The sequence below is a fragment of the Shinella sp. AETb1-6 genome (assembly GCF_009826875.1).
Taxonomy (GTDB): domain Bacteria; phylum Pseudomonadota; class Alphaproteobacteria; order Rhizobiales; family Rhizobiaceae; genus Shinella; species Shinella sumterensis.
The window spans coordinates 338,122-351,599 of record NZ_WUMM01000006.1; the positions used below are offsets into that span (position 1 = coordinate 338,122).

The 13,478-nt window shown below is 63.9% G+C and carries 14 protein-coding genes; 10 read left to right on the forward strand and 4 right to left on the reverse strand.

Annotation, left to right across the window (positions count from 1 at the left end; translation table 11 throughout):
* Positions 1-28 precede the first annotated feature (28 nt).
* The 5 genes from serS to GR158_RS13655 all read left to right on the forward strand — a co-directional run bounded on the left by serS (position 29) and on the right by GR158_RS13655 (position 5,301).
* A complete protein-coding gene (gene serS / locus GR158_RS13635) occupies positions 29-1,312 on the forward strand; it encodes a serine--tRNA ligase (protein ID WP_160871455.1) in 1,284 nt (427 codons plus the stop codon).
* A 14-nt stretch (positions 1,313-1,326) separates the two neighbouring features.
* Positions 1,327-2,097 (forward strand): 5'/3'-nucleotidase SurE, encoded by a 771-nt coding sequence (gene surE, locus GR158_RS13640; protein WP_160871456.1) that lies wholly within the window; start codon positions 1,327-1,329, stop codon positions 2,095-2,097.
* Positions 2,094-2,750: a protein-L-isoaspartate(D-aspartate) O-methyltransferase gene (locus GR158_RS13645; RefSeq protein ID WP_202402269.1), complete on the forward strand. Its 657-nt coding sequence runs from the start codon at positions 2,094-2,096 to the stop codon at positions 2,748-2,750. Before surE ends, GR158_RS13645 begins: the two co-directional genes overlap by 4 nt.
* 246 nt (positions 2,751-2,996) lie before the next feature.
* On the forward strand, positions 2,997-3,602 hold the full coding sequence (locus GR158_RS13650) for a biotin biosynthesis protein BioC (protein ID WP_134649101.1): 606 nt from the start codon (positions 2,997-2,999) through the stop codon (positions 3,600-3,602).
* Positions 3,603-3,741: 139 nt separating this feature from the next.
* On the forward strand, positions 3,742-5,301 hold the full coding sequence (locus GR158_RS13655; RefSeq protein WP_160871457.1) for a peptidoglycan DD-metalloendopeptidase family protein: 1,560 nt from the start codon (positions 3,742-3,744) through the stop codon (positions 5,299-5,301).
* Between the two features lie 69 nt (positions 5,302-5,370).
* Here the strand turns inward: GR158_RS13655 and GR158_RS13660 are convergent, their stop codons facing one another.
* Positions 5,371-6,255, reverse strand: a complete 885-nt coding sequence (locus tag GR158_RS13660) for an ATP-binding protein (protein ID WP_202402270.1) — start codon at positions 6,253-6,255, stop codon at positions 5,371-5,373.
* A 167-nt stretch (positions 6,256-6,422) separates the two neighbouring features.
* Here GR158_RS13660 and yajC point away from each other — a divergent pair, with 167 nt between their 5' ends.
* The 5 genes from yajC (at position 6,423) to GR158_RS13685 (ending at position 11,172) form a co-directional block, all read left to right on the forward strand.
* On the forward strand, positions 6,423-6,761 hold the full coding sequence (gene yajC / locus GR158_RS13665; RefSeq protein ID WP_134649104.1) for a preprotein translocase subunit YajC: 339 nt from the start codon (positions 6,423-6,425) through the stop codon (positions 6,759-6,761).
* Between the two features lie 87 nt (positions 6,762-6,848).
* Positions 6,849-9,356, forward strand: coding sequence for a protein translocase subunit SecD (gene secD, locus GR158_RS13670; protein WP_160871459.1), 2,508 nt, complete (start codon positions 6,849-6,851; stop codon positions 9,354-9,356).
* Complete coding sequence (locus GR158_RS13675) at positions 9,349-9,735, forward strand: Mth938-like domain-containing protein (RefSeq protein ID WP_160871460.1); 387 nt, start codon at positions 9,349-9,351, stop codon at positions 9,733-9,735. The genes secD and GR158_RS13675 overlap by 8 nt, the downstream gene beginning before the upstream one ends.
* 21 nt (positions 9,736-9,756) lie before the next feature.
* Entirely contained in the window at positions 9,757-10,608 is an 852-nt protein-coding gene (locus tag GR158_RS13680; RefSeq protein WP_160871461.1) for a phytoene/squalene synthase family protein, read from the forward strand.
* 114 nt (positions 10,609-10,722) lie between these two features.
* Positions 10,723-11,172 (forward strand): hypothetical protein, encoded by a 450-nt coding sequence (locus GR158_RS13685; protein WP_160871462.1) that lies wholly within the window; start codon positions 10,723-10,725, stop codon positions 11,170-11,172.
* Between the two features lie 9 nt (positions 11,173-11,181).
* Here the strand turns inward: GR158_RS13685 and trmFO are convergent, their stop codons facing one another.
* From trmFO to GR158_RS13700, 3 genes are all read right to left on the reverse strand, one after another.
* Complete coding sequence (trmFO, locus tag GR158_RS13690) at positions 11,182-12,591, reverse strand: methylenetetrahydrofolate--tRNA-(uracil(54)-C(5))-methyltransferase (FADH(2)-oxidizing) TrmFO (protein ID WP_160871463.1); 1,410 nt, start codon at positions 12,589-12,591, stop codon at positions 11,182-11,184.
* A gap of 157 nt (positions 12,592-12,748) precedes the next feature.
* Positions 12,749-12,892, reverse strand: a complete 144-nt coding sequence (locus GR158_RS13695) for a DUF1127 domain-containing protein (protein ID WP_134649109.1) — start codon at positions 12,890-12,892, stop codon at positions 12,749-12,751.
* A 339-nt stretch (positions 12,893-13,231) separates the two neighbouring features.
* Positions 13,232-13,375 (reverse strand): DUF1127 domain-containing protein, encoded by a 144-nt coding sequence (locus GR158_RS13700; RefSeq protein WP_134649244.1) that lies wholly within the window; start codon positions 13,373-13,375, stop codon positions 13,232-13,234.
* Positions 13,376-13,478: the final 103 nt, after the last annotated feature.

Here is a 13,478-nt window from a genome sequence, read left to right on the forward strand (position 1 = left end):
TTCATCCACGGAAGAGCCTGGAACGACAATGCTTGATATCAAATGGATCCGCGACAATCCGGCCGCCCTTGACGCTGCTCTCGCCAAGCGCGGCGCAAGCCCGCTCGCGCAGGCGCTGATCGACCTCGACGAGAAGCGCCGCGCCGTCATCCAGACCGCGCAGGACATGCAGTCGCGCCGCAATGCCGCCTCCAAGGAAATCGGTGCGGCCATGGCCGCCAAGAACACGGACCTTGCCGAGAAGCTGAAGGCGGAAGTCTCCGCTATCAAGGACCGGCTCCCCGCCGCCGAGGAGGAAGAGCGACAGGTCACGGCCGAACTCAGCGACGCCCTGGCGCGCCTGCCGAACATTCCCTTCGAGGACGTGCCCGTCGGGGCGGATGAAGCGGGCAATGTCGAGAAGCACCGTTGGGGCAACAGGCCCGCCTGGAACCACAAGGCGCTGGAGCATTACGAGATCGGCGAAGCCCTTGGCTACATGGATTTCGAGGCCGCGGCGAAGATCGCCGGCTCGCGTTTCACCGTGCTGAAAGGGCAGCTTGCCCGTCTGGAACGCGCGCTCGGCCAGTTCATGATCGACGTGCACACGCAGGAGCACGGCTATACGGAAGTGCATGCGCCGCTCCTCGTGCGCGACGACGCCATGTTCGGCACGGGCCAGCTGCCGAAGTTCTCCGAAGACCTTTTCCGCACCACCGATGGCCGCTGGCTGATCCCGACGGCGGAGGTCTCGCTCACCAACCTGGTGCGTGAGGAAATCCTTGAGCAGGAAAAGCTTCCCCTGCGCTTCACGGCGCTGACGCCGTGCTTCCGCTCGGAGGCGGGTTCGGCGGGGCGTGACACGCGCGGCATGCTGCGCCAGCATCAGTTCATGAAGTGCGAACTCGTCTCGATCACCGATGCCGAAAGCGCCGTGGACGAGCATGAGCGCATGACGGCCTGCGCGGAAACGATCCTCCAGCGCCTCGGCCTGCATTACCGCGTCATGACGCTCTGCACCGGCGACATGGGCTTCGGCGCCCGGAAAACCTACGACCTCGAAGTCTGGCTGCCCGGACAGGATACGTTCCGCGAAATCTCGTCCTGCTCGGTCTGCGGCGATTTCCAGGGCCGGCGGATGAATGCCCGCTACCGCGGCAAGGACGACAAGGCGACGAAGTTCGTGCATACGCTCAACGGTTCGGGAACGGCCGTCGGCCGCGCGCTGATCGCCGTCATGGAAAACTATCTCAATGCCGACGGTTCCGTGACTGTGCCGGAAGCGCTGCTGCCCTATATGGGCGGTCTGACGAAGATCGAGAAGGCCGCCTGAGGGCGGGACGGGGCATGCGCATTCTCCTGACAAACGACGACGGTATCCATGCCGAGGGCCTGGTGGCTCTCGAAAGGATCGCGCGCGAACTGACCGACGACGTCTGGGTCGTCGCGCCGGAGACCGACCAGAGCGGCCTTGCTCATTCTCTTACGCTCTCCGAGCCGCTGCGGCTCCGGAAGATCGATGAGAAGCGTTTCGCGCTGCGCGGCACGCCGACTGATTGCGTCATCATGGGCGTGCGCGAGGTTCTCGACGAAAAGCCGGATCTCGTTCTGTCTGGCGTCAACGCCGGCGCCAACATGGCTGACGACGTCACCTATTCCGGCACCATTGCCGGCGCGATCGAGGGCACGCTTCAGGGCATCAAGTCGATGGCGCTCAGCCAGGCCTACAACCACGCCAATGGCCGGATCGTGCCATGGGAGGTTGCCGAGACCTTTGCGCCCAAGCTCATTCGCCAGCTGATGGATGTCGAGCTGCCGGACTGGACGTTCTTCAACCTCAACTTCCCGAATTGCGCGCCGAAGGAACTCCAGGGCGTCGAAGTGACGAGCCAGGGCAAGCTCGATTTCGGGCTGACCATCGACGAGCGCGCCGACGGCCGCGGCTTTCCCTATTACTGGCTGCGCTTCGGCGAGCGGAAGGGCGATTTCCGCGCGGGCACCGATATCCACGCGGTGAAGAACCACAAGATTTCCGTCACGCCGCTCAAGCTCGACCTGACGGACTATACGGTACTGGACCGCGTGAAGCGCGCCCTGATCAGTGAGGATGCCGATTGAGCACGGGACGGGTGATCGAGAAGGAAGGTTTTGCTGCGCTGGCGCTGCGCCTGCGGGGGGAGGGCATCAACAATCTCGAACTCCTGACAGCCGTGGAGCAGACGCCGCGCACGCTCTTCGTTCCTCCGCAGTTTGCCGGCGATGCCTATTCGAGCCGCCTGCTGCCGCTCGAATGCGGCTCCTTCGCCGAAGGCATCGATCTCGCCGTGCGCCTCCTGCACATTCTGAACCTCAAGACCGGGCAGCGCGTGCTGGAAGTCGGCACCGGCAGCGGCTTCACCGCCGCCGTGATGGGACGCCTGACGGAGCGCGTGCTGACCATCGACCGCTACCGGACGCTGGTCACGAACGCCCAGCAGGCCATCGAAAAGGCGGGCACCCGCAACGTCATCGTCCGCCAGGCCGATGGCAGCAACGGCATGCCGGGCGAGGGCACTTTCGACCGCATCCTCGTCACCGCCGCCTTTCCCGCCCTGCCGCGCTTCTTCGCCGAGCAGCTCGTCTCCGGCGGCGTTCTCATCGCGCCCGCCATGGTCAGTGAAACCGAGTGTCGCATGCTGAAGCTCACCAAGACCGGCAGCCGCTTCGACCGTGAGGATCTCTTTGCGGTGCCCTATCTGCCCATCGTTCCGATGATGGCGCAGGCGCTCTGAGCGCCCGAACGTTTTACCCTGCCTCCATGCCTGCGTACCGGCCGAGTCGTTTCGGCGGTTTTTTCGCGTTGTCGCGCGCGTTTCTGTGCGCCTTCCTTCCGGCCGTCCCGAAAAGTGCAGCGTTAACCATTTGTTAACCGACGTAAGTTTCGCGCAAGCTTTGGCGCGTAGGCCGGTAACGAAGCAGCAGTTTCCAAGCAGGATGCCGGTTTTCCAACCTTTCCGGCCATTCCGATGGAGAGGGAAATGTACGTCTCAAACAGGATAGCCAGCGGCTCGACGCATGAGGGGCTCGCTTATCTCGCGACCAAGGCGGCGGGAAAGGTCGCCGAGGATGCCACCGAGACCGCATCGTCAGCGAATCTCGCGGGCGGCACGACCGATCCCTCATCCCATGTCGGCCTTTCGGTCGATGCGCTTCTCGTCCTCAGCGTCGCCAAGGAAGAGGCGGTCCACAGCCAGCCGGCCTTGACGGATGCCGAGCGCAACAACCTGGATACAGCCGCACTGGAGGCGCGTGAATACGGCGCCTACGGCCATTTCCTCGATGCCGGCGACCGCAAGGCCTATTACCGCGCCTATATCGAATATTTCGACAGCATGCCGGCGCAGGACCAGCGCAGCGCCCGCTATCTGGGAACACGCGAGGCTGCCGTGTCCGCCCTGCGGGCCATCGCCTATAATGAAAGCGCGCTCGACATGAGCGAACCAGAAGCGGTCATCGAAGGCGCGGCGCGGCGCGCGACGCCCATCTCCGCGATCCTGCAGCCGGGCCAGGGCGCCATCGAGAATGGTGCCCATATCGGCGCGCGTATTTCCCGCGCCGACAGCATGTACGCGGCCGGCTTCTGACGCCGCCGGCGCTTCCGACCTTGCGCCATGGTTATCAATTCATCAAAAAACCTTCGCGGATAAGCCGGCCTTAACCGGGCAGTAACTCTAACGCGCTTTAATCGGTTCACTTCAAGTAGCGTACCGATTGGGTAGTCTCATGCGTCAGAGTGTATCGCCGAGTTTTGGCAGGACCGCGACCCGCCTTATTGCAGCAGCCCTGCTGGCCAGTGTCGCAACCGGGTGCAGCTCGGATGCGTCCCGTTTTGGCGGTCTGTTTTCCAGCTCCGGGCAGGACAACATGACGACCAGTTCGGTTCCGCGCCGCACGCTGTTTGGCAGCAACAGCGTCGTGCCTCGCGGAACGGTCGGCAACGGTCAGGAGCAGTTCGCATCGGCAAATCAGATGGGAACCCGTGATCAGGCGCTCAACCAGCCCTTCCCGGATCAGGGCGGTGTTTCCTACGATCCCATCAACACATCAACGACGACCGGCTCGGGTTCGCGTCTGGCGACGACACCGATGACCGTTCAGCGCGGTTCGCTCAGCGACCCCACGGATGGCGGCACCCGGCCGGCCGAGCGCGAGACCTTCGGTGGGCAGCGCCAGGCAAAAGCGGTTGCCGACAATACGGATACGCTCTCGACCGGAACCGTGCAGAAGGCCAAGGCCGGCTGGTCGACGAACAATGCCCCGGTCGTCATGCTGCGCCAGGGCGAAAGCGTGAAGACGCTCGCCAACCGTTATGGTGTGCCGGAGAAGGAAATCCTTGCCGCAAACGGACTGAAGCGTTCGACCGACGCCGAGCCCGGCCAGCGGATCATCATCCCGACCTTCAGCACGACGGCAAGCGCTGCCAAGGCTGCGACGGACCACACGCTGAAGGTCGACAACAAGCTGCCGACGCCCGAGCGCAAGACGGAACAGAACGTTGCCATCCTGCCCGGCACGTCGAAGCGTGACAAGGTGAAGTCCGAAGCCAATCAGGCCAACACCAACCTCGCCAATGCCGGCGAAGGCACAGGCGGCTATGAGGTCAAGCCCGGCGATTCGCTCGCCAAGATCGCCCGCAGCAATGGCGTGTCGGTCGACGCCCTGAAAAAGGCGAACGGCATCGATACCGCCGCGATCCGCATCGGCCAGAAGCTGGTGATCCCGGCGGGCGGCGCGGCCGTCGAGACAACGACGGACAAGACGACGACGGCCTCCGTTCCGGTCAAGGAAAAGAAGGTCGAGACGGCGGAGAAGAAGCCCGAGTCTTATAAGGCGCCGGTCAAGACCGTCTCGGTCGCCGAGGTGACGCAAAAGTCCGATGTGACGGACGAAGCGCCCGAATCGACTGGCATCGGCAAGTATCGCTGGCCGGTTCGCGGCGCGGTCATTGCCGGCTATGGCTCCAACGTCAACGGCAGCCGCAACGACGGTATCGATATCTCGGTGCCCGAGGGCACGCCGATCAAGGCGGCTGAGAATGGCGTGGTCATCTATGCCGGCAGCAGCCTGAAGGAACTCGGCAACGCGGTTCTCGTCCGCCACGACGACGGCACCGTTACCGTCTACGGCCATGCCGGCGACCTCAACGTGCAGCGCGGCCAGAAGATCCAGCGCGGCCAGACCGTCGCGACCTCGGGCATGAGCGGCAGCGCCACCCGGCCGAAGGTTCACTTCGAGGTGCGCAAGAACGCGACCCCGGTCAACCCGATGACCTATCTGGAATAGGCGGGCGGATATCGCCGATAAAAAGAAGGGCGGTTCCTGCGGGATCGCCCTTTCGTCATTGAGGTGGTTTCAGCGGTTGAGCGGCTTGCCGAGACGCCCGGCAAGATCCTGGACATACTGCCAGGCCACGCGCCCGGAGCGGGAGCCGCGCGTGGTCGCCCATTCCAGTGCCTCCGCGTGAAGCTGTTCCACCGGGATGTCGAGCGTGTAGTGGCTCGCATAGCCGTCGATCATCTCGAGATATTCCGCCTGGCTGCACTTGTAGAAGCCGAGCCATAGCCCGAAGCGATCGGAAAGGGAGACCTTCTCCTCGACGGCTTCCGACGGGTTGATCGCCGTGGACTGCTCGTTTTCCATCATGTCGCGGGGCAGGAGGTGGCGCCGGTTGGAGGTGGCGTAAAGCAGGACATTGTCCGGCCGGCCCTCGACACCGCCGTCCAGCGCCGCCTTCAGCGACTTGTAGGACGTGTCGTCATGGTCGAAGGACAGGTCGTCGCAGAAGATGATGACCGGATGGGGCGCTTCCTTGAGGATGTCCATCAGCGCGGGCAGGCTGGCGATGTCTTCGCGGTGCACCTCGATGAGCTTCAGGTTGCTGCCGGTCTCCCTTGCCGCAAGCGCATGGACAGACTTGACCAAGGAGGACTTGCCCATGCCGCGTGCGCCCCACAACAGCACGTTGTTGGCCGGAAGGCCGCGTGCGAAGCGCATCGTGTTGTCGACGAGAATGTCACGAACATGATCGACGCCGCGGATAAGATCGATGTCGATGCGGTTGGGGCGCTTCACCGGCTGCACCTGGAGACGCGCGGGCGACCAGACGAAGACGTCGGCCGCATTCCAGTCGTTGACGGCGGGCGCCGGGCCGGCAAGGCGCTCCAGCGTTGCATTGATGCGGCCGATTTCGGCCAGCAGAAGCTTGACGTGATCTTCCTGCACTGTGTCTCTCCTCATGCTCTCTGCCGGGTAGCATGGCGGGAAGGGGGGCGAAAAGGGGGAAAACACTTGAAAAACGAGAGCTTCTCGGTCTCGTGTGTTGCATTGGATGTGTGCTTGCCTATATTCCGGCATCCGAAATGGGTCTACAGGCCTTATAAATCCAAGTTTTCAAGGAGTAGCTGATGTTCATTACCGAGGCCTTCGCCCAGACGGCGGCACCCGGCGGTTCAGCAGGCGGTGCAGACATCCTGATGTCTATCCTCCCGTTCCTGCTGATCTTCGTGGTGATGTATTTCCTCATCATCCGCCCGCAGCGTGCAGCCATGAAGCGTCGCGAAGAGCTTCTGAAGAACATCCGCCGCGGCGACCAGGTCGTCACGGGCGGTGGCATTGTCGGCAAGGTGACCAAGGTCGTCGACGACAGCGAGCTCGAAGTCGAAATCGCAGAAGGCATCAAGGTGCGCGTCGTGCGCAGCGGCGTCAGCGAAGTCCGCGTCAAGGGCGAACCCGTCAAGGAATGACTTGGCTTGCCGTTCGGCCGAGGGTAACCTCGGCCTGCGGCCCGACTGGTTTTCAGCGGCGCTGGCGCCGTTTTTGTCGAGATCGCAATGCAGCAATCCGCCCGCTGGAAAACATTCCTTCTCTGGTCCGCGTTCCTGGCCAGCCTTCTCGTCCTGTTGCCGAGCCTTATGCCGGCCCGCATGGCCGCCGGCCTTCCGGACTGGATCTCCGCGCATCGGCTGAAGCCGGGCCTGGACCTGACCGGCGGCTCCCGCCTCGTTCTCGATATTTCCCGTGACGACATCGTCGATGCGCGCCTGCGTGGTGCCGTCGAGACGATCGGCAACGCCTTGCGGGCAGCGCAGATCCCCTACGGCAATCTCAACGGCGCTGACGATCAGGTCGATGTGACGATATCGGCAGCCGGCGACGCCGATAGGGCAAGGCAGGCGCTTGAAAGCCTTGGGCTCGGTACGCTCAATACCGGCGAAAACGGCGAATTCAGCATCGTGCTGTCCGATGCCGCCGTCGATGAAGCCGTGGCGGCTGCATCGCTCGGCGCGGTCGATGCCGTGCGCCGGCGGGTGGAGAGCCTGGATATTCCCGCGCTGACCGTGGGGCGCGGCGACCGCGGCCGCATCGTCGTGTCGATGCCGGGTCTGACCGACCCGCAGCGCGTGAAGGATATGCTGGCGACCGTCGGCAAGCTTTCTGCACGCCTGATCGACGACAGCGTGCCGGTCAATACGGCCATCGAGAACGGCGCGCCTGCCGGTTCCGAAGTGCTCTATTCCGCCGACGAACCGCCGACCGGTTATCTCGTGCGCCAGGATGACCTTTTCACCGCCGCCGACGTCGCATCGGCGCGGGCATCGGCAGATGGCGAACCCTTCATCGAATTCGTGCTGCGCAAGGAAGCCGCCGACAAGCTCGCCGCCTTCACGCGCGACAATGCCGGCCGAACGATCGCGATCCTGCTCGATGGACAGGTGATCTCGACATCGCGGATCCAGGGCGCCATCAGCGATGGCGTCGGCCGGCTTTCCGGTGATTTCGATGCCGAAGGCGCGGCAAACCTCGCCCGCATCGTCGCCAGTGGTCCGCTGCCGGCCGCGCTTACCATTCTGGAGGAGCGGTCGATCGAGCCGGTACTCGGCACGACGTCGGTCGGCTCCATCGTCCTGGCGCTCGTCGTTGCCGTCGTGGCGGTCGTGGCCTTCATCACGTTCTTTTACGGCGTGCTCGGGGTCATCGCATCGCTGGCGCTGTTCTTCAACGTGCTGCTGACATTCGCCGCGCTCGCGCTGATCGGTGCGCCGATCTCCCTCTCCATGATCGCGGGCGTCGTGCTGACCGTCGGCCTTGCCGTCGATGCGAGCGTTCTGATCTTCGAACGCATCCGCGAGGAGGTAAAGGCCGGGCGTCCGTTGTCGCAGGCCGTGTCGGTCGGTTTCGGTCGCGCCCGCACGACGGTTCTGGATGCGTCGGTGACGATGCTGATCGCCGTCGCCGTCCTGTTCCTCTTGTCGGCGGCGCCTGTGCGCGGCTTCGCGCTGGCGGTCGGCGTCGGCATGGTGGCGACGTTGTTCACCACATTCGGGCTGACACACCGCCTTGTGCGCATCTGGCTCGGCCGCAGCCATGCCATGCGCCTTCCCAAAGGCGTGCGCAGCGGATTTTTCGACAGCCTGAACCTCCGCTTCATGGCGGTGCGCAATGCCGTTTTCCTGGCGACGGCCGCCCTGTCGCTCGTGATCGCGGGCCTGCTTGCGCTCGGCGAGCTGCGGCTCGGGATCGATTTCACCGGCGGCGCGGCGGTCGAGGTCCAGGCGAAATCGGGCAAGGCCGATCCGTTCGACATCTCCGCGCGCCTTGCCGATGCCGGCGTCGCCATCCAGACCGTCGATACACGCGCGGACGAGCGCCGCGCCATCGTACGGCTGACCTCGCAAGGGGATGGCGAGAACGCCGAGCAGACCTCGGTCCTCGTCGCTCGCGGTGAACTTGAGGACGACTACGATTTCCGCCGCGTCGAGGTTGTCGGCCCGTCGATATCGGGAGAGTTGATCGATACGGCCTCCCTCGGCTTCGTCGCCGGGCTTCTCGCGCTGATCGCCTATATCTGGGTGCGCTTCGAATGGCATTTCGCCATCGGCGCCGTCATCGCGCTGGCGCATGACGTGTTCTTCACGCTCGGCTTCCTCGCCATCGCCAATATCGAGTTCAACATCAGCGCTGTTGCCGCGCTCTTGACGGTCGCCGGCTACTCGCTGAACGACACGATGGTCGTTTACGACCGCATCCGCGAGAATCTCCGGCACTTCAAGCAGATGCCGCTGCCGATCCTGATCGACGACGCGATCAATCGCACATTGTCGCGCACGGTCCTGACCTCCGCGACAACGCTGATCGCGCTGGCCGCTCTTGCCCTCTTCGGCGGCGAGGCGATCCGCACATTCGCGCTGACGCTGTTCTTCGGCGTGGCGGTCGGCACCATATCCTCCATCTACATTGCCGGGCCCATCCTCATCCTGTTCCGTCTGCGGCCGGAGCGCTACCGCCCCGGCAAGGGCGGTGCGGTGACGGCCCCGGAAGCGACGGGAGCCAATGGCTAAGGGAATTGAAATACGGGAGGCGCACTTCCCCGGACGCGCGCCGATTGATGCATACGGCAATGGTGGCTTCCGTTTTGCCGACATGTCGCACCGCGGCTCCATCCTCTGCCTGCCCTCGGGCATTCATGGCTGGGACAAACAGGATGGCAGTCCGCTGACGCTGGACGACCTGCAGCGCGTGCTGAACGAGGCCGGCGATATCGAGGTCCTGCTTGTCGGCACCGGCAAGGAGATCCGCCCGCTTGCGCCGGAAATCAAGGCGGCCCTGCGGGAGCGCAGAATCAGTTCCGATCCGATGAGCACGGGTGCGGCCGTGCGCACGTTCAATGTCATGCTGGCGGAGAGCCGTGCGGTTGCCGCCGCGCTTATCGCCGTGTGACGGACGAGGCGGTTTTTCGACGTGAGCGATAACGATACCCATTATGCGCACTGCCTGGCGGTGCTTCGCGACACCGATCGCGACCGCTATCTCGCCTGCCTTCTGGCGCCGGCTGAAAAGCGTGGCGCGCTTGCCGCCCTCTATGCCTTCAATGCCGAGCTCGCACGGGTGCGCGACGTCGTGCGCGAGGCACTGCCGGGCGAAATCCGCCTGCAATGGTGGCGGGATCTTCTGGAGGGGCAAGCGGATGGCGATGCGCTGGCCAATCCGCTGGCGGCGGGCCTTCTCGCCTGCGTGCGGGATCATCATCTGCCGGTCGCGGTGCTGACCGATATGATCGAGGCCCGCATCTTCGACGTCTACAACGACCCGATGGAGAGCCGTTCGGCGTTCGAAGGCTATGCGGGCGAAACGGCCTCGGCGCTCATCCAGCTTGCGAGCCTCGTGCTCGATCCGGTCAACGCGCCGAAATCGGCCGACGCGGCAGGGCATGCCGGTGTCGCGCAAACCGTTGCCGGTGCGCTTCTGATGCTGCCCATTCATCGCCGGCGTGGTCAGGTCTATCTGCCTGCGGACCTGCTCGCGGCGACGGGCCTGTCGCCGGAGGCGCTGCTGCGGGGAGACGACAAGGCCGCCGCCGGGCGCGCCATCGAGGCTTTTGTGGGCCTGGGGCGGGAGCATCTGGCCAAAGCACGTGCGGCGGGTGGTGTCTCGAAGGGCAACCGCCCGGCCTTCTTGCCCATTGCGCTCGTGCCGCACATCCTCGACGCTGCCGAAAAGGCCGGTGCGGACACACTCGAACGCGTGCTGCAGCCGGCGCAATGGCGACGGCAATGGTGGATGTGGCGGGCCCTGCGACGCGGTCCTTTCTGAGCCGCCCGGTGGAACCGTTTGGCCCGGGCCTCGTTTGACGAGCGACACGTAAAACTGGCGCAAGCCTCGTTTGTTAGGGAGGCCGAATGTTATCGGCGCGGGGGAGTTCACGCCATGCTCTGGACCATCACGATCGTGTGTCTGTTTCTGGTGGGCCTGATCTTTCGCCAGGCGTTTCAACGGGACGAGCGTGAGAAAGCCGAGAACGATTCGGGGCTGGCGATCGTGGAGTTCGGCCGGGCCTTTCCCGACGAGGCCATCCGAGATGTCGTGACCACGGCAAACGGCAAGACCGTGTTTCTGCGGCTGCATGACGGCAAAGCCGGTTGCATGAACGCACACGGCCTGCATTACACCTGCCATCTCATCGAGCCCGGCACGGTGCGCGTCGAAAGTGCCGGTCCCCGCCGGCTTTCCGTGACATTCGCCAATGCCGCCTTCGAGGGCGGCACATTCGAATTCCGCAATGAGCAGCAGGCCGCGGAAGTTTCGCTCTGGCTGCTCGGCAGCTTCAGGCCGATGACCGCCGTTGCCGGCGACCTCGCCCAGAAACAGCCGATCTGAGCCTGAAGATCAGCCTTTCAGCCAACGGGCGCAATCTTCCAGCGCGCGCGCGGCCGTTGCATGCTTCTTGGCGAGCGCCTTGTCCTTGCCGCGGAAGCGCTTCACCCCGTCCGGCTTCGTCACGGTGCCCGGCTCAAGCGGCGGGAACAGGCCGAAATTGATGTTCATCGGCTGGAAGGAGCGCTTGCCCGGCTCATCGTCCGACACGATATGCCCGCCGGTAATGTGGTTGAGCAGCGCGCCGAAGGCGGTGGTCTCCGGAGGCAGGATAGGCGTGGCGCCCTGGCGCTCGGCGGCCGCGAAGCGTCCTGCCAGCAGGCCGATGCTGGCACTTTCGACATAACCTTCGCAGCCGGTGATCTGGCCGGCAAAGCGAAGTCCCGGACGACCCTTCAGCGTCAGCGACCTGTCGAGCAGGGTGGGGGAGTTGATATAGGTATTGCGGTGCAGCCCGCCGAGGCGCGCGAATTCGGCGTTCTCCAAGCCGGGAATCAGCCGGAAGATCTCCGCCTGTGCACCATATTTCAGCTTCGTCTGGAAGCCGACCATGTTGTAGAGCGTGCCGAGTGCATTGTCCTGGCGCAGCTGCACGACCGCGTAGGGCTTTACCGTGGGATTATGCGCATTGGTCAGCCCCATCGGCTTCATCGGCCCGTGGCGCAGCGTTTCGCGGCCACGTTCCGCCATCACCTCGATCGGCAGGCAGCCGTCGAAATAGGGCGTGCCTTCCCATTCCTTGAAGCCGGTCGTGTCGCCGGCGATCAGTGCATCGATGAAGGCGTTGTACTGCGCCTCGTCCATCGGGCAGTTGATATAGTCCTTGCCCGTGCCGCCGGGCCCGACCTTGTCGTAGCGCGACTGATACCAGCAGATATCCATATCGATGCTGGCGGTGTGCACGATCGGCGCGATAGCGTCGAAGAAGGCGAGCGAATCGGCGCCGGTCCGCGCCTGGATGGCCTCCGCCAGCGATGGGGCGGTGAGCGGACCGGTGGCGATGATGGCCTGGTCCCAGTCCTCGGGCGGAAGCCCTGTTACTTCCTCGCGCGTAACGGTAATCAGCGGGTGACCCTCGATGGCGGCCGTCACGGCGTCGGAAAAGCCGTCGCGGTCCACCGCGAGCGCGCCGCCGGCCGGAACCTGATTGGCATCCGCCGAACGCATGATGAGCGAACCGGCCAGCCGCATCTCCGCATGCAGCACGCCGACGGCATTGCTCGTCGCGTCGTCCGAGCGGAAGGAGTTCGAACAGACGAGTTCGGCGAGGCCATCGGTCTTGTGCGCATCCGTGCCGCGCACGCCGCGCATTTCATGCAGGATGACGGGTATGCCGCGTTCGGCGATCTGCCAGGCGGCTTCCGAGCCGGCGAGGCCGCCGCCGATGACATGGATGGGAGTGTGCGAAGAGGTCTTGGTCATGGCCGGTTCGTTACCATGGGCAACGCTGCAATTCCAAGGAAAAGCATGGAGGCGAGGCAACATGCCCCCGGAATCAAAAACGGCACCATATGGTGCCGTTTGAAGCGTTCCTCGCGCGTCGCCGTTTCCGGCCGCAGCGGCGGAAACCGGCTATGAATTAGCGGAAGGAACGGGAAGCGATGTCACGGATGTCGTAACGGGTCAGGCCGATGTCCGAGAGCGTGTGGTTCGACAGGTTGCCGAGTTCGTTCAGGGTGCGGCGGTAGGAAATCCAGTTCTTTGCGATGCGGAGCGGGTTCATGGTCGTGTCCTAGAAGGGTTACCCGGAGGCTTTCCCCCGGCGTTGACGCTCATATACGCGACATCCCCGTTAATGTGCAGTGCAAAGAAAATGCAGCTGCTATGCATTTGTGCAATAAGACGATCAAGGATGAGGCAACTGCTGCGGCTGCATGCAAAAAAGGCAGATAAGGGCGCTATATCAGGCAGATACAGTAATACAGCTGCGTCACCTGACCATCTGCAGGATGTCGCAGCCTGTAATCTGCGACATTGTGCGGCGCAAAAAGACCGGCAAACGAAAACGCCCTCCGGCGGAGGCCGAAGGGCGTTCAATTTGCGACCCGTGGGTCCGTTTGGCTTAGATCGTTGCCTTGCGTGCGATATACGGGATATCGCTGCGGCCGATGCCGAGGTCACGAAGCTCGCGGTCCGACATGCGGCCGAGTTCGGTGACGGTCTGACGATACTTGCGCCAGTTGTTGAAAGAGCGTGCCAGGTTCATTTTCATACCCCTTTCTTGGGCTTCGTACTGAGCGGCCGCTCGTCGTTGGCGCCGCCCTGATCTGTTGAGCCGGACTATACGCTTGAGCGGCAAAATGAACAGC

What these genes read in the sequence shown, in the direction of transcription:
- serS (WP_160871455.1), top strand. Translation starts at nt 29, where the DNA reads ATGCTTGATATCAAATGGATCCGCGACAATCCGGCCGCCCTTGACGCT.
- surE (WP_160871456.1), top strand. Translation starts at nt 1,327, where the DNA reads ATGCGCATTCTCCTGACAAACGACGACGGTATCCATGCCGAGGGCCTG.
- GR158_RS13650 (WP_134649101.1), top strand. Translation starts at nt 2,997, where the DNA reads ATGTACGTCTCAAACAGGATAGCCAGCGGCTCGACGCATGAGGGGCTC.
- GR158_RS13655 (WP_160871457.1), top strand. Translation starts at nt 3,742, where the DNA reads ATGCGTCAGAGTGTATCGCCGAGTTTTGGCAGGACCGCGACCCGCCTT.
- GR158_RS13660 (WP_202402270.1), bottom strand. Translation starts at nt 6,255, where the DNA reads ATGAGGAGAGACACAGTGCAGGAAGATCACGTCAAGCTTCTGCTGGCC.
- yajC (WP_134649104.1), top strand. Translation starts at nt 6,423, where the DNA reads ATGTTCATTACCGAGGCCTTCGCCCAGACGGCGGCACCCGGCGGTTCA.
- secD (WP_160871459.1), top strand. Translation starts at nt 6,849, where the DNA reads ATGCAGCAATCCGCCCGCTGGAAAACATTCCTTCTCTGGTCCGCGTTC.
- GR158_RS13675 (WP_160871460.1), top strand. Translation starts at nt 9,349, where the DNA reads ATGGCTAAGGGAATTGAAATACGGGAGGCGCACTTCCCCGGACGCGCG.
- GR158_RS13685 (WP_160871462.1), top strand. Translation starts at nt 10,723, where the DNA reads ATGCTCTGGACCATCACGATCGTGTGTCTGTTTCTGGTGGGCCTGATC.
- trmFO (WP_160871463.1), bottom strand. Translation starts at nt 12,591, where the DNA reads ATGACCAAGACCTCTTCGCACACTCCCATCCATGTCATCGGCGGCGGC.
- GR158_RS13695 (WP_134649109.1), bottom strand. Translation starts at nt 12,892, where the DNA reads ATGAACCCGCTCCGCATCGCAAAGAACTGGATTTCCTACCGCCGCACC.
- GR158_RS13700 (WP_134649244.1), bottom strand. Translation starts at nt 13,375, where the DNA reads ATGAACCTGGCACGCTCTTTCAACAACTGGCGCAAGTATCGTCAGACC.